14 protein-coding genes and 1 riboswitch are annotated in these 14546 nt (G+C 67.0%); of the genes, 13 read left to right on the forward strand and 1 reads right to left on the reverse strand.

Annotated features, from left to right (window positions below; genetic code table 11):
• Positions 1 to 287 precede the first annotated feature (287 nt).
• Positions 288 to 537: riboswitch (cobalamin riboswitch) on the forward strand.
• Between the two features lie 34 nt (positions 538 to 571).
• The 8 genes from LZD57_RS13020 to bluB all read left to right on the forward strand — a co-directional run bounded on the left by LZD57_RS13020 (position 572) and on the right by bluB (position 9269).
• Positions 572 to 748: a CbtB domain-containing protein gene (locus LZD57_RS13020; RefSeq protein ID WP_233719908.1), complete on the forward strand. Its 177-nt coding sequence runs from the start codon at positions 572 to 574 to the stop codon at positions 746 to 748.
• Between the two features lie 90 nt (positions 749 to 838).
• Entirely contained in the window at positions 839 to 1603 is a 765-nt protein-coding gene (locus LZD57_RS13025; RefSeq protein ID WP_233719909.1) for a CbtA family protein, read from the forward strand.
• 3 nt (positions 1604 to 1606) lie between these two features.
• Positions 1607 to 2131 carry a bifunctional adenosylcobinamide kinase/adenosylcobinamide-phosphate guanylyltransferase gene (gene cobU, locus LZD57_RS13030; RefSeq protein ID WP_233719910.1) on the forward strand — a complete coding sequence of 175 codons (525 nt, stop codon included), beginning with the start codon at positions 1607 to 1609 and terminating at the stop codon, positions 2129 to 2131.
• 87 nt (positions 2132 to 2218) lie between these two features.
• The gene (gene cobW / locus LZD57_RS13035) at positions 2219 to 3313 is read left to right on the forward strand and encodes a cobalamin biosynthesis protein CobW (protein WP_233719911.1); all 1095 of its coding nucleotides are present in this window, start codon (positions 2219 to 2221) and stop codon (positions 3311 to 3313) included.
• Between the two features lie 11 nt (positions 3314 to 3324).
• Positions 3325 to 7353 carry a cobaltochelatase subunit CobN gene (gene cobN, locus LZD57_RS13040; RefSeq protein WP_233719912.1) on the forward strand — a complete coding sequence of 1343 codons (4029 nt, stop codon included), beginning with the start codon at positions 3325 to 3327 and terminating at the stop codon, positions 7351 to 7353.
• Positions 7354 to 7384: 31 nt separating this feature from the next.
• A complete protein-coding gene (locus LZD57_RS13045; protein WP_233719913.1) occupies positions 7385 to 7837 on the forward strand; it encodes a GNAT family N-acetyltransferase in 453 nt (150 codons plus the stop codon).
• Between the two features lie 38 nt (positions 7838 to 7875).
• Positions 7876 to 8484, forward strand: coding sequence for a cob(I)yrinic acid a,c-diamide adenosyltransferase (gene cobO / locus LZD57_RS13050; protein WP_233719926.1), 609 nt, complete (start codon positions 7876 to 7878; stop codon positions 8482 to 8484).
• Between the two features lie 104 nt (positions 8485 to 8588).
• Complete coding sequence (gene bluB, locus LZD57_RS13055) at positions 8589 to 9269, forward strand: 5,6-dimethylbenzimidazole synthase (RefSeq protein WP_233719927.1); 681 nt, start codon at positions 8589 to 8591, stop codon at positions 9267 to 9269.
• Positions 9270 to 9405: 136 nt separating this feature from the next.
• Here the strand turns inward: bluB and LZD57_RS13060 are convergent, their stop codons facing one another.
• A complete protein-coding gene (locus LZD57_RS13060) occupies positions 9406 to 10536 on the reverse strand; it encodes a diguanylate cyclase (protein ID WP_233719914.1) in 1131 nt (376 codons plus the stop codon).
• A gap of 377 nt (positions 10537 to 10913) precedes the next feature.
• On the opposite strand from LZD57_RS13060, the gene LZD57_RS13065 reads away from it, so the two are divergent.
• The 5 genes from LZD57_RS13065 to LZD57_RS13085 all read left to right on the forward strand — a co-directional run.
• A complete protein-coding gene (locus LZD57_RS13065) occupies positions 10914 to 12134 on the forward strand; it encodes a tyrosine-type recombinase/integrase (RefSeq protein ID WP_233719915.1) in 1221 nt (406 codons plus the stop codon).
• Positions 12131 to 12721, forward strand: a complete 591-nt coding sequence (locus tag LZD57_RS13070; protein ID WP_233719916.1) for a hypothetical protein — start codon at positions 12131 to 12133, stop codon at positions 12719 to 12721. The genes LZD57_RS13065 and LZD57_RS13070 overlap by 4 nt, the downstream gene beginning before the upstream one ends.
• 67 nt (positions 12722 to 12788) lie before the next feature.
• Positions 12789 to 12983 carry a helix-turn-helix transcriptional regulator gene (locus LZD57_RS13075; RefSeq protein ID WP_233719917.1) on the forward strand — a complete coding sequence of 65 codons (195 nt, stop codon included), beginning with the start codon at positions 12789 to 12791 and terminating at the stop codon, positions 12981 to 12983.
• Complete coding sequence (locus tag LZD57_RS13080; RefSeq protein ID WP_233719918.1) at positions 12983 to 13462, forward strand: hypothetical protein; 480 nt, start codon at positions 12983 to 12985, stop codon at positions 13460 to 13462. Before LZD57_RS13075 ends, LZD57_RS13080 begins: the two co-directional genes overlap by 1 nt.
• Positions 13459 to 14546: AAA family ATPase (locus tag LZD57_RS13085; protein WP_233719919.1), on the forward strand; the 1088-nt coding region annotated here is incomplete at its 3' end. The genes LZD57_RS13080 and LZD57_RS13085, both read left to right, overlap by 4 nt.

Below are 14546 nucleotides of genomic sequence, written 5' to 3' on the forward strand. Positions count from 1 at the left end.
GAAACGAGAACCGTTTCGAGGCGATGTTTTTGCGTTGCGGTAGGGCTGCGAAGCTGCGGGTTGCTCGAAATGCGGGCCGAGTTGCCTTGGGAGAGATGGAAAGCCCCGGCCCGTCCCGCTCCATCGGCGAATGGGGGGCGCCGCGGGAAAGGCCCGACGCTCCTCGCTCGGGGTCGTCGCCCGGCCGGGATCGGTCCGCCCGCGAGGCCCGTCCACGGTTCGCGGGGCGATTTCGCTTGGCGCCCGGCAAGCCGGCTGCTAGTCTCGCACGGCTCGTGCGCCGCGTTCGGCGCCGGGCGAAGGACGGTTCCCCCACCGCAAAGCGGCAGGGGCGAAGAGGGAATGCGACGGGTCGACCCAAGTCGGGGGCCTTCATCGCAGCCGACCCCGCGACTGTAGAGCGGCGAGAGATTCGTCACGGACCCGAAGCGCATTCCGCGCCTCGGCGCCTGAAAGCCACTGGAGACCCCTCCGGGAAGGCGAGACGGATTTCGACGACCCGCGAGCCAGGAGACCTGCCGGCCTTCCGATAAACGCCGCTCGTGGTGAGCGGCCGTCACGGAGGTTGATCATGACGACTGACACGCATCGGATTGCGGCCGCCACATCCGGCACGCGCATCGCCACCGGGCTTTTCGCCCTCGTTCTCGGCGCCTTCTTCGTCTGGGGTGCGGGCTTCGCCCATTCGGCCGCCCTGCACGACACGGCCCACGACGTTCGCCACGCCTTCGGCTTTCCCTGCCACTGACCGCGGCTCTGCCGGCGCACCGCCGGGCCTTTCGTCCATCCAGTCAGTCACGGGCCGGCGCATCGCAGCCGGCAACGGGAAAGCTCCATCATGTTGGTCAGATATCTCCTGGCAGCGCTTGCGGCCGGGCTCTTCGTCGGCATTCTCATGACGCCGGTCCACTATCTCAAGCTCGTTCCGCTGATCGAGCATGCCGAGATCTACGAACGGGGCGGCCACGGAAGCGCGCCGACGCACGAGCACCGGGCCTCGCTCGTCTCGTCCGCCGATGCACATGGCCTGTCCGGCCATGAGGCGGGCCGGGTGGTCCTCGTCCACGGCCCTGCGGCGGCCGAGGGTGAGGAGGGCGGCGCCAGCCCGTTCGAAAGCCGCGCCCTCGGCACTTTGACGGCGAACCTCGTCACCGGGGCGGGCTTTGCCCTGATCCTCGGCGCCGTGGCGCTTCTCGCCGGTCATCGGATCACCCTGCGGACCGGCGCGCTGTGGGGCCTTGCGGGCTTTGCCGCGATCTCGCTGGCGCCGGCGCTCGGCCTGCCGCCTGAACTTCCGGCGATGCCCGTCGCCGATCTTGCGATGCGCCAGACCTGGTGGATCACGACCGTCGCCCTCACCGCCGCCGGGCTCTATTGCCTCGTCCTCAAGCGCCAGCCGGTCGTCAGGGCCGGCGGCGCTCTCCTCCTGGTGGTGCCGCATCTCTTCGCGGCGCCTCATCCGGCGGATCTTTCCAGCCCGATCCCGCCGACGCTGGCGGCCGAATTCGCCGTCGCGTCGCTGGCGACCGGCGCGCTGTTCTGGGTGCTTCTGGGCTTGTCCCTCGGCGCGGCGATGGACAGATTCGTCGGCACCGAGGCCTGAGCGATGGGCGGACCGGCTCGGCTCACCCTGGTCCTCGGCGGTGCGCGCTCCGGCAAGACGGCCTTTGCCGAAGGCCTCGTCGCCGGCAGCGGCCTCGCGCCGGTCTACGTCGCCACCGGCGAGGCCCATGACGACGAGATGGCGGCTCGCATCGCCCGCCACCGGAGCGATCGCGGGCCGGCCTGGCGGACCGTCGAGGCGCCGCTCGATCTCGCCGGGACGCTGCGGTGCGAGGCGGAAGCCGGCCGTTTCCTCCTCGTCGATTGCCTCACCCTCTGGGTGACCAATCTGATGATGGCCGGGCGGGACGTCGAAGCGGAATGCGGCGCGCTCGGCGCGGCGCTGGAAGCCGGGCTCGCCGGCCCCGTCCTCCTCGTATCGAACGAGGTCGGGCTCGGCATCGTGCCGGACAACGCCATGGCGCGCGCGTTCCGCGACCATGCCGGCCGGCTGCACCAGACGATCGCGGCGCTGGCGGGGACGGTCTATTTCGTCGCCGCCGGCCTGCCGCTCAAGATGAAGGGCTGAGCGCAGCGCTCCCGGCCCTTCCGAATGACCGGGGAGCCGGCGTTTCGCCGGCCGTCCCCGGCACCACCCGATTCAAGGAGGCACGACATGCCTGCGCAGAAAATTCCCGTCACCGTCATCACCGGCTTTCTCGGAGCCGGCAAGACGACGCTGATCCGCAACCTCCTGCAGAACCCCGGCGGGCGGAAGATCGCGCTGATCATCAACGAATTCGGCGATCTCGGCGTCGATGGCGACATCCTGAAGGGCTGTGGCATCGAGACCTGCTCGGAGGACGACGTCGTCGAGTTGAACAACGGCTGCATCTGCTGCACCGTCGCCGACGACTTCATCCCCGCGATGACCAGGCTGCTCGAACGCGAGACTTTGCCCGATCACATCGTCATCGAGACCTCCGGCCTGGCGCTGCCGCAGCCGCTAGTCGCCGCCTTCAACTGGCCGGAGGTGAAGACCAAGGTGACGGTCGACGGCGTCGTCACCGTCATCGACGCGCCGGCCGTCGCGGCCGGGCGCTTCGCCGACGACGAGGACAAGGTCGTCGCCCAGCGGGCGGCCGACGAGAGCCTCGACCACGACAACCCGCTCGAAGAACTCTTCGAGGACCAGATCCGCGCGGCGGACCTCGTCGTTCTCAACAAGGCCGACCTGATCGATCGCGACACGCTGGAGCGGGTGCGCAAGGAGACCGCCGCGGCGACTGCCCGCACGGTGAAGACCATCGCCGCCGAGAACGGCAAGCTGCCGGCCGACGTCCTCCTCGGCATCGCCGCCGGCACGGAGGATCTCATCGCCGACCGCAAGTCCCACCACGAGATCGAGCACGAGGGCGGTGAGGAGCACGATCACGACGAGTTCGAGAGCTTCGTCGCCGAGACCGGGCCGCTCGGGGACCAGGCCGCTTTCGTCGCGGGTCTGAAGGCGCTGATCGGCGAGCACGACATCCTGAGGCTGAAGGGCTTTGCCGACGTTCCCGGCAAACCGATGCGCCTCGTCGTCCAGGCCGTCGGCGAGCGCATCGAGACCTATTTCGACCGGCCCTGGCGCAAGGACGAGACGCGGGCGACGCGGCTCGTCGTCATCGGCCTCCATGACGGGCTGAACGAGGACGTTCGCGCGACGATCGCCCGGCGGATCGAAGCGCTCGCGGCCGGCGAAAACGCTTCGGCGACCGCGGCCGAATAGGGGCCGGCGGCTTGCATCTCCTCCTCGCCCAGAAGGGCGCGATCGACGACGGCGGCGAGGCGGTGGATCTCGGCCAGTCGCCCGGCGAGATCGTCTTCCTTTCCGCCGCCGACACGGAGATCGCCGCGCTCGCCGCGGCGGCGCGGCGGCAGAGCCTCGGCGCGCGCGATCTGCGCCTCGCCAACCTCTTGCGCCTCAAGCATCCGATGTCGGTCGACACCTATGTCGAACGAACCCTGAAACGGGCCCGGCTGGTGGTCGTGCGTCTGCTCGGCGGACGGGCCTACTGGCCCTACGGCCTCGACGCGCTGCTCGCCAACGCGCAAGCGACCGGCGGCCGGCTCGCGGTCATCCCAGGCGACGACAAGCCCGACCCGGCGCTCGACGCCTACACGACGATCCCGCTCGAACAGCGCGACCGGCTGTGGCGGTATCTCGTGGAGGGCGGTCCGGCGAATGCCGACTGGTTCTTGCAGGGCTGCCGGGCCGTGCTGGGCGAGGGGGATTGGCCGGGCGAGGCGACGCCGCTTCTGAAGGCGGGGGTGGTCGGGTTTGCCGGAGGCGGCGGCGCGGGTGCGGAGGGCGCGACATCCGCAGGATCGTCGTTCCGCAGGTTGGACGATGAGACGGCCGAAAAACCCCTCGCCGCCATCGTCTGCTACCGCTCCCTCGTCCAGAGCGGCCAGACGGGGCCCATAGAGGTCTTGGCGACCGCCATGGCTGAGCGCGGCCTCGACGTTCTCCCCGTCTACGTCTCCAGCCTGAAGGACCCGGTCTCGATCGAAACCGTCCGCGCGCTCTTCGCCCGGCGTCAGCCGGACGTCGTCGTCAACCTCACCGGTTTCGCCGTCTCTTCGCCCTCCGCCGGCGCCGGAGCCGAGCGCGCGCCGACCGTCCTGGAAGAGAACGGCGCCGTCGTCCTGCAGGCAGTCCTCGCATCCGGCTCCGAGGCGGGCTGGCGGGATTCGAGCCAGGGTCTTTCCGCCCGCGATCTCGCCATGAGCGTGGCGCTGCCCGAGCTCGACGGGCGGGTGCTGTCGCGTGCGATCGCCTTCAAGTCGGCCGGCGAGTGGGACGCTTTGACCGAGACCGACATCGTCGCGCACCGGCCCGTCAAGGACCGGGTCGGTTTCGTCGCCGACCTCGCCGCGCGTTGGGCGCGGCTGCGACGGAAGCCGAATCCGCAGAAGCGCGTCGCGATCCTTCTCGCCAATTATCCCAACCGCGACGGGCGCCTCGGCAACGGCGTCGGCCTCGATACGCCGGCCGGGACGGTCGAGGTTCTGCGGGCGATGCGGGCGGCGGACTATCCGGTCGCCGACGTCCCGACCGACGGCAACGCGCTGATCGCGCATCTGATGGAAGGGCCGACCAATGCCGGGCGGGAGGCTCGCGAAATCCGCGAGACGATGCCGCTCGATGCCTATCGGTCGTTTTTCGATCGGCTTCCGGAAGCCGTCCGAACCGCCGTGCTGGCGCGATGGGGTGCGCCGGATGCCGATCCTTTCGTCGTCGAAGCAAATGGTAAGCCGGCTTTCGCGCTGCCGCTCGCGCGTTTCGGCAAGACGCTGGTCGGCATCCAGCCGGCGCGGGGCTACAACATCGATCCGAAGGAGACCTATCACTCTCCCGACCTCGTGCCGCCCCACAACTATCTCGCGCTCTACGCATTCCTGCGCGACGTCGCGGAGGTCGACGCCGTGGTCCACATGGGCAAGCACGGCAATCTCGAATGGCTGCCGGGCAAGGCGCTGGCGCTGTCGGAGGCCTGCTTTCCCGAGGCGGTGTTCGGCCCGCTGCCGCATCTCTATCCCTTCATCGTCAACGATCCGGGCGAGGGGACGCAGGCGAAACGCCGGACTTCCGCGGTGATCGTCGACCACCTGACGCCGCCGCTGACGCGGGCCGAGAGCTACGGCCCGCTGAAGGACCTCGAAGCCCTCGTCGACGAATATTACGAGGCTGCCGGCGGCGACCCGCGCCGGGTGAGCCTCCTGAAGACCGAGATCCTCGACCTCGTCCGCCACATCGGGCTCGACCACGACGCCGGCATCGGCGCGGACGAGGCCGACGACAGCGCGCTGACCAAGCTCGACGCCTATCTCTGCGAGCTGAAGGAGATGCAGATCCGCGACGGACTGCACGTCTTCGGCGTCGCGCCCGCGGGACGGTTGTTGACGGATTTTGTGGTGGCGCTGGCGCGTTTGCCGCGCGGCGGCGAACCGGGCGACGCCTCGCTGATCCGGGCGCTGGCGGCGGATCTGGGGCTGGGCGGGTCCGTTTCCTTCGACGGCGGTGCCGGGCACCCCCCTCCGGCTTGCCAGCCATCTCCCCCTCAAGGGGGGAGATCGGGCGGCGGGGATGGCGACGCTTTTTCTGAACCGGCAAAGCTCGTCGAAACCGTCAGACGACAGGGCGCGGGCCTCGAACGAGCGCCGATCTCCCCCCTTGTGGGGGAGATGCCCGGCAGGGCAGAGGGGGGTGACGCCGCCGACACGAGCCGTCCACACTTCGATCCTCTCGACTGCGACATGGCTGCGCCCTGGACCGGCCCTCGTCCACAGGTTCTGCAGGCGCTCTCCACAGATCCGTGGCGCACCGTCGGCGACACCGTCGAGCGGCTGGAACTCCTGGCGGCCAGCCTGATGGCGGGAAACCGTCCACCGGATGTCCACTGGTCGTCCACGCGCGCCGTCGTCGATGCGGTCGAAGCGACGCTGAAGCCCGCGGTCGTTTCTTCCGGACCTTCGGAGATCGCCGGCCTCCTCGCCGGTCTCGCCGGCCGGTTCGTCGCGCCCGGGCCCTCCGGCGCGCCGACGCGGGGGCGGCCGGACGTCTTGCCGACGGGCCGGAACTTCTATTCCGTCGACACCAGAGCCGTGCCGACCGAGACCGCCTATGCGCTGGGCAGGAAATCGGCGGAACTGCTCGTCACCCGCCACCTCCAGGACCAAGGCGAATGGCCGACCGCGCTCGGCCTTACCGCCTGGGGCACCTCCAACATGCGCACCGGCGGCGACGACATCGCGCAGGCTCTGGCGCTGATCGGCGTAAAGCCCGTCTGGGACCGGGCGTCGCGGCGGGTGACGGGCTACGAGATCGTCACCCTCGCCGAACTCGACCGGCCCCGCGTCGACGTCACCCTGCGCATCTCCGGCTTCTTCCGCGACGCCTTTCCGGACCAGATCGCGCTCTACGACAAGGCGATCCGGGCCGTCGGGGCGCTGGAGGAGGACGAGAGCGACAATCCGATCGCCGCGCGCATGCGGGCCGAGAAGGAGGCGCTCGTCTCTTCGGGCGTCGGCGAGGACGAAGCGGGCCGACGCGCCGGCTTCCGCATCTTCGGCTCCAAGCCCGGCGCCTACGGCGCCGGGCTGCAGGCGCTGATCGACGAGAAGGGCTGGGACGACAAGGCCGATCTTGCCGAGAGCTATCTCGTCTGGGGCTCCTATGCCTACGGTGCCGATGCCGAGGGCGAGGCCGAGCGGCAGACCTTCGAGCAGCGGCTTTCGGGCATCGAGGCGGTCGTCCAGAACCAGGACAACCGCGAGCACGACCTGCTCGATTCCGACGACTACTACCAGTTCGAGGGCGGCATGACGGCGGCCGTCGAGCATCTCTCCGGCGCCCGGCCGGTGGTCTATCACAACGACCATTCGCGGCCCGAGCGCCCGGTGGTGCGGACGCTGGAGGAGGAGATCGGCCGGGTGGTGCGCGCCCGGGTGGTCAATCCGAAATGGATCGCCGGCGTCATGCGCCACGGCTACAAGGGCGCCTTCGAGATCGCTGCCACGCTGGACTACATGTTCGCCTTCGCCGCGACGACGGGTGCGGTGCGCGACCATCATTTCGAGGCCGCCTGGAATGCCTTCCTGATGGACGAGGCGGTGCGCGACTTCCTCGCCGAGAACAACCCCGCGGCGCTTGCCGAGATCCGCGATCGCTTCGCCGAGGCGATCGACCGCGGCCTCTGGTCGCCGCGGTCGAATTCCGCCCGCGCCGCGCTCTTGCCGGCCGCGCCAGCGGGCGAGGGATCTTGAAGCGATGCCGGTCCCGCCCCATGACGCTTCGATGACACCGATCATCGAGAGAATCGAACTTGCCGACACCGAAACGCGCGCCCGGATCGTGGCGCCGCTGGCGGAATTCGCCACCGCGAAGAACTTCGCCTTCGCGCCGCGCTTCATCACCTTCGTTCTCAAGGACGGGGACGACGTCGACGGCGGGCTGATCGCCCAGATCTACTGGGACTGGATGTGGATCGAGATCCTCGCCGTGCCGGAGCGCTGGCGCGGCCGGGGCCTCGGCCGGGCGCTGGTCGAACGGGCCGAAACCGTGGCGCGGGAGGACGGCTGCACCGGCGTCTGGGTCGACACCTATTCCTTCCAGTCGCCCGGCTTCTACGCGGCGATGGGCTACCGCCCCTTCGGCCGGCTGCCGAACTATCCGAAGGGCGAGGAGCGGCTGTTCTTCGCCAAGCTGTTTGCCGAGAACGAACCCAACCGACCGGAGAAGGCGGCATGAGCGACGAGACGCCCGCGCGCACGAGGATCACCGACGGCATGAGCGAGGAGGAGCTGAACGCCCGCCATGCCGAGAAGATGAAGAAGAAGAAGGCGGCGCGCGACAAGATCCTCGCAACCAAGACGATCGAGAAGGGGCTGCTGATCGTCCACACCGGCAAGGGCAAGGGCAAGTCGACGGCGGCCTTCGGCCTCGTCTTCCGGGCGCTCGGCAACGGCATGAAGGTCGGCGTCGTGCAGTTCGTCAAAGGCAAGTGGGAAACCGGCGAGCGCAAGATCCTCGAACGTTTTCCCGACCGGGTGACGATGACGGCGATGGGCGACGGCTTCACCTGGGAGACCCAGGACCGCCAGCGCGACATCGCCGCCGCAAAGGCCGCCTGGGAGCGGGCGAAGGCGATGATCATGGACGAGGAGCACCAGATGGTTCTGCTCGACGAGATGAACATCGTCCTCAGATACGACTATCTCGACCTCGCCGAGGTGATCGATTTCCTCAAGAACAAACCGGCGGACAAGCACGTCGTCGTCACCGGCCGCAACGCCAAGGACGAGCTGATCGAACTCGCCGATCTCGTCACCGAGATGGAGATGGTCAAGCATCCGTTCCGCGCCGGCGTGAAGGCGCAGAAGGGGATCGAGTTCTGACCGCGGACCGGGCGAAGGGCGGCCGCGGGACGGATCGGGACGAGGACGCCGCTGGGGCGCAGGCGGCCGACGGCTCTCCCGATCGGGGCCTTGCGGCAGGAGAGCTGGCCGCCGCCGGGCCGTTCTCTGAGGCCGAGCGGGCGGCGGTCTATCGGGCGATCGAGACTCGCCGCGACGTGCGCGGCGAGTTCCTGCCGACGCACGTTCCGGACGCCGTTCTCGCGCGGCTGCTCGAGGCCGCTCATCATGCGCCGTCCGTCGGACTGATGCAGCCCTGGAACTTCATCGTCCTGCGCGACATAGAGACGCGCAGGAGGATCCGCGACATCGTCATGCGGCGCAACGCGGAGGCGGCGGCGATGTTCGAGGACGAGCGCGCCGCCGCCTATCAGCGCCTGAAGCTCGAAGGCATCGTCGAGGCGCCCCTCAACCTCTGCATCACCTGCGACCGCGAGCGGGGCGGCAAGGTGGTGCTCGGCCGCACCCACCAGCGCGACACCGATCTCCTTTCCACCGCCTGCGCCGTGCAGAACCTCTTCCTCGCCGCGCGGGCCGAAGGGATCGGCGTCGGCTGGGTGTCGATCTTCGAGCCGGACGATCTGCGGCCGGTGCTGGGGCTGCCCGATCGCGTCGTTCCGGTCGCCTATCTCTGCGTCGGCTATGTCGACCGGCTGTTCCGGCGGCCGGAACTCGAGGCGCGCCGCTGGGCCAAGCGCCTGTCGCTCGAAGATCTCGTCTTCGCGGAAGGCTGGGACAGGCCTTGGCGCTTTCCGCCCGAGGGCTGAGCGGATGCGGACGAGGGCGAGAATGCCGACGATCCCGGCGAAGGGCGGTCGGGCGCCGCTCTGGCGAGCCCGGCGGCGAGACGCGCCTTCGACGTTCCAAAAGACCGGGCGACCTGTCCGATCTTCGTTTGTCTTCCTATGCCGCCGCCTGCATCTGCCGCGCCACCTCTACCTTGTCCCGGCCGCCGTCCTTCGCCCGGTAGAGCGCCTCGTCGGCGGCCTTGAACAGGGTCTTGAAGTTGAGATCGTCGCCGCGGTGGGAGCATACACCGATGCTCACGGTGAGGGTCTGGGGCGTGCCGGCTAGGTGATGGATCTCCCGACCGATCGCGGCGCGGATGCGTTCGGCGATCCGCGAGGCCTCCGCCGCGCCGGTCCGGGGCAGGAGCACGACGATCTCTTCCCCGCCGTAGCGCGCAGCCGCGTCTCCGGCTCTCAGATTGGCGAGGATGGTGGCCGCGACCGTCCTCAGCATCGTATCCCCCATCTCGTGACCGAAGCGGTCGTTGACGCGCTTGAAGTGGTCGATGTCGATGACCAGGGCGGCGACGGGTTCGTTGCGGCGGCGGGCGCGATCGATGATCGCGTCGCTGTTGCGCTCGAGGCTTCGGCGGTTGGCAAGGCCGGTCAGCGGATCGAGCAGCGCCTGGTGCTCCAGCAATTGCGTGGCGATGAATCGTTTGCGGGTGCCGGCGATGAACCGGCCGAGGGCGAGCACCCCGACGACCTTGGCGATGCACAGGGGCAGAATGACCCGCATGGCCACCTCGCCGAATCCGTCGCCCAGCTCTCCGCCGAGCGATCTTGCGAAGAAGGTCAGCGAGGGCAGGCAGATGAGGAGACCGAGATAAAGGAAGTGCCGCGTCTTGCTCGGCCGGCCGCCGGGGGTGACGATCCGGGCGAAGGCGAGACCGAGCGCGGCGGTGAGCCAGATCAACACGATGCCGACCGTCATGCCGTCGCCGCCCAGAAGGAAGCGGACGAGGCTCGCCACGAGGGACGCGACCACGGCGGCCAGCGGACCGCCGATCGGCCCCGACAGAGCCAGCATGACGCCGCGCGCATCGATGAGTGTCCCGCCGGGAAATTCGGTCCCGCTCACCATGGCGAAACCGGCGCCGGCCCCGAACAGACAGCCGATGCAGCCGAAACGAAGCGGTCCACGCTCGAGATGGCCGAGAATCGTGCCATAGCCGAGCGTCAACAGTGCAAACACGCCGAGGTCGTTGACGAGGGCGATCAGAAAGTCTTCGAGCCGTATTTGCACCGACGCGTGCTCCTGCTCCCGGAAGCGACAAGGGTTCCCGGGAAGGGATATGCCGGTTGGGTTACGATCCCGTAAGGCCGAGTGAAGTAATGCACACGATCGCTCCGATCGGCGGACGATCCGTCACCTGCGTGTCCGGGCCGGACAAAAGGGGATTTGGTGGGCGCGTTGGGACTCGAACCCAAGACCTACAGATTAAAAGTGGCCTCTGACGGAACTGATAGAAACTGGAATGAACAAGAATAAGCGGCCATATGCCTTGATATTCAAGGTCTTCCGTGTTCTCTCTCGTCAGAGGCCGTTCGATCGAGTTTAGTGGTTCCGGAACCCTGTCGGAACCCCGGCCTCAGAAACCGAAAAAATATCGGTAGGTCGAGATGCCGCGCAAGAGCCTTACAACCCGCTTCGTTGAGACCGTCAAGGTTGAAACCCGCACCGACTTTTGGGACGACGTCGTCCGTGGGCTGGTGCTCCGAGTATCGCCGACGGGCGTCAAGGCTTGGACCGTTGTCTACAACCGAGAGGCAGACGGAGAGAAGCGCCGAGTCACCCTTGGCAAGTTTCCTGCGCTGTCGCTTGAGAAGGCGCGTCGCAAGGCATTGGATGCCGTGGCAGCGGTGTCGGACGGCTTAGACCCTGCCGGCGACAAGCGCGCGCGTCGTGAAGCCATGACGGTTGCCGATCTCGCAGCACTTTACGTCGAGCGCTACGCCAAGCGGAATAAGAAGAGCTGGGCCGAAGATGAGCGCGTCCTACGGGTGGACGTGCTGCCAATAATCGGACGCATGAAAGCGGTGGCCGTCAAGCGCCGCGACCTGCTCGACATCATCGACGCCAAGGCTGAGGCCGGTAAGCTCACGCAATCGACGCACACCCTGGCGGTGGTGCGGAAGATGTTCGGCTGGGCTGTAGACGAGGAGTATCTTGAAGTCTCGCCGGCCGCGGGTATCCGACCTCGAGCTAAGCCCGTCCAACGCGATCGGGTGCTGTCGGCCGACGAGGTGCGGCGCGTCTGGAAAGCGCTGCCGGATGCCGCACTGCGACCTGTAACGGTCGAGGTGTTTAAACTCCTGTTCCTCACCGGCCAGCGAAGCGGTGAGGTCTGCGGAATGAGGCGGGGCGAGGTCGACCTCGACAAGGCGCTTTGGACGATCCCCAGCGAGCGGACAAAGAACGGACTGACGCACGTGGTGCCACTTTCGCCGGCCGCGCTCGCCGTGGTGGAGCAGGCAATGCGACGGGCCGAAGACGAAGCCTTGGCGCCCCTTTTCACTCGCACCGGCGAACCGCTCGAGAGCAACGCTATAGCCAAGGCGGCGAAACTGAAGCTCCAGATCCTCGAAGAGCGATGGACGCCCCACGACATCCGCCGGACCGTCGCGACCATGATGGGCGACATCGGCATCCTTCCGCATATCGTTGAGGCGGTGCTCAACCACATCAGCGGCTTCCGCGCTGGCGTCGCCGGCATTTATAATCGGGCGAAGTATGAGCCGGAGAAGCGTCGCGCACTCGCGATGTGGGCTGAGCATCTCGATTCGGTTGTTGAAAGGCAGCCTGGGAAGATTGCGCCGTTTGCGGCAGGGAACGCCGCATGATCGGCTCCATTCTCCACCTCTATGACGTTTGCACGATTGAGCAACTATGCGCTGATCTCCCTGCGCATGCTCGAGAGGAAGCGTGCGGGGGCGTCCAAGCCGCAGTGCTCGGTTTCGGAATTGCCGTCGATTACGAAAATAGGGAGATCACAAAGCGCTATCTCGACGACTGGGGGCGGAAGTTAGCCGCGGTCCGGACGACGATCCGTACGCTTGAGCAAAACAGGGGGATTTTTGCCTCGGTGGATTGCGAAGTGGCTTCGACAGTCAAGAACCTGCAAAGGATGGAGGAGGCGCTTTCGCTTCTGATTTCGACTTGGCGAGGGGTCGATGCAAACCGCGGCCAAACGAGTTCCGCAGAGCACGAGACCGGGTTCATTGTGCAAATTGCGCACGTGTGGGCGAAAGCTCACGGTATCGAATTCTCCGCGCTCAAGATGTCGGAAAGCCGCGACAACGCCGCCATGACGTTCATTGAGAGGGTCGTAGAACCGGCCCTTACGGCAGCAAAGTCGAGGAAGGCCAAGAACCTTCCCCGCCACATCAAGGAAACCCTGTACAAAACTAGAAAGCAGATGACCGGCTAGTTCTGGTTACGGACGCATCCGCATTGGTCCTAACGTCTCCGTATTGAGAAGCACGGAGACAAACGTCATGGAACTCAAGAGCATAAAGGAAGCATGCCAAATGCTGGGGGTGTCGCGCACGACCCTCTGGCAGATGGGCAAGGATCCGACCTTCCCGAGGCCGATCACCATCTCTGCCGGCCGAAAGGGCTTCGTCGCGTCAGAGCTTGAGGCCTTCATCAAGGCGCGCATCGCCGCCCGTGACGCGGGGAGGGCGGCGTAATGGCTGGCTCGTCTCTCCCCGTCTCCATTCGCGAGTGCGCTTCCGTTGGAAAGCACGTCGCGGAACTCGCCGCGGAGGTGGTCGAAGGTCTCGCCATCCGTCTCGCGGCGACGCAGCGTAGCGCGGACAAGATCCGCGAGGCCCCCAAAAAGGCGACGCTTTGGCACTTCGCCGACCACCTTCGCCAAGCCGACCTCATTACCCTTCGAGTCGGGGTCGCGCTGGACTTGGCGAACAGCCTCGCGGCTGCGCCGAATGATGAGGCGTATGCCACTTGCGCGAACGAGATTTTGGAGATGCTGGACTGCGCGGAGCAAGTGCTCGCAGACACGTCAAAACCGTGGAGCGATCTTCGGAGCCGGAAGAAGTTCAAGGCATCGGTCCTCAGCGTTCTGGACGACCACGCTTACTTCCTGCGCGAGGCGTTCATGATGGCGACGGCCCTGGCCTCCGGCCGCTTGCCGGAGGAAGCGGCATGAGCACGGCCACGAAGGAGGCGTCCGCCGTGGAGCGGGCGCCATTGGTCGCAGTGCAGGGAAACATCCTGCGCTCGTCCTACATCAGGCACCTCGGCAACATCGTGCAGGACGTCCGCAGCCCGCCGGGGACGCGCGACCGCCACATAATCGAGGGCGTGATCCCGAACGGCCTGAGCCTTCTCTTCGGACCCTCCGGCTGTGGAAAGACAGGCATCGCCATCAACATGGCGCTGGCAGTTGGATCCGGCTCGCCTTGGGCTGGCATCCCAGTGTCGAAAGGCGGCGTCATCTACTTGACCGCCGAGGATCATTTCGGCGTTCTCGATCGGCTGGCAGCGGCGTGCGAGGCCGCGGGGCTCAATCCAACCACAACGCATGTCGCCGTAAAGCGCTTCGACGAACCTGAGATGACGGTTCCTGAGGCCGCGAAGCAGATGGCTGAGTTAACTGGCGAGCCGGTCAGGCTCATCATAGTCGACACGCTTTCAGCGGCCTTCCCTGAGGAGGACCAGGACAGGGCGTCTGGCGCAACGAAGATCATGCGGGCCCTGCAGACCATCCAGGAAGGGGTGAAAGCTGGCGTCCTCGTGCTGCACCATCCCGGAAAGGGCGGGGGCAGGCAGCCAACCGGGAGCGGGGTTTTCTTCAATCGCTCCGATTCAGTGATCCGTGCTGAGAAGCGCGCAGGCTTCACCAGCCTGACAGTGGAAAAGCGTCGCGACGGGCCAACTGGCGCGGCGTTCCGCTATGAGATCGCTGGTCATCCTTTCGAGACTTCTCGAGGCACTCTCGACCTGCAGGTGATCCGAGACGTCCGCCCTACGACGGAGTCGGACATCCGTGAAGGCGAGGAGAAGCAGAAGCGATACGAACAAACGGACACCGACGTTGCTACCGCTCGCCTGCGGGAGCTTGACCGGACAGGCCCGGTGAGCCTCAAGGCCTGGCAGGCGGCATGCTTCGCAGCATGGGCTGGCAAGCCGTCGGATGGAGTTCCCCCGGTTTTGTGGACACGATCTGACTTTCAAAGGAGAGTGTCCGAGTGCCAAGAACAAGAGCGCCCTATTCAGCGGAGTTTCGGGAG

The sequence above is a fragment of the Jiella avicenniae genome, assembly GCF_021390325.1.
Taxonomy (GTDB): domain Bacteria; phylum Pseudomonadota; class Alphaproteobacteria; order Rhizobiales; family Rhizobiaceae; genus Jiella; species Jiella avicenniae.

Coding starts and splice junctions, on each gene's coding strand:
- cobO (WP_233719926.1), top strand. CDS start 7,876: ATGAGCGAGGAGGAGCTGAACGCCCGCCATGCCGAGAAGATGAAGAAG.
- LZD57_RS13065 (WP_233719915.1), top strand. CDS start 10,914: ATGCCGCGCAAGAGCCTTACAACCCGCTTCGTTGAGACCGTCAAGGTT.
- LZD57_RS13070 (WP_233719916.1), top strand. CDS start 12,131: ATGATCGGCTCCATTCTCCACCTCTATGACGTTTGCACGATTGAGCAA.
- cobU (WP_233719910.1), top strand. CDS start 1,607: ATGGGCGGACCGGCTCGGCTCACCCTGGTCCTCGGCGGTGCGCGCTCC.
- LZD57_RS13075 (WP_233719917.1), top strand. CDS start 12,789: ATGGAACTCAAGAGCATAAAGGAAGCATGCCAAATGCTGGGGGTGTCG.
- cobW (WP_233719911.1), top strand. CDS start 2,219: ATGCCTGCGCAGAAAATTCCCGTCACCGTCATCACCGGCTTTCTCGGA.
- LZD57_RS13045 (WP_233719913.1), top strand. CDS start 7,385: ATGACACCGATCATCGAGAGAATCGAACTTGCCGACACCGAAACGCGC.
- LZD57_RS13020 (WP_233719908.1), top strand. CDS start 572: ATGACGACTGACACGCATCGGATTGCGGCCGCCACATCCGGCACGCGC.
- LZD57_RS13025 (WP_233719909.1), top strand. CDS start 839: ATGTTGGTCAGATATCTCCTGGCAGCGCTTGCGGCCGGGCTCTTCGTC.
- LZD57_RS13080 (WP_233719918.1), top strand. CDS start 12,983: ATGGCTGGCTCGTCTCTCCCCGTCTCCATTCGCGAGTGCGCTTCCGTT.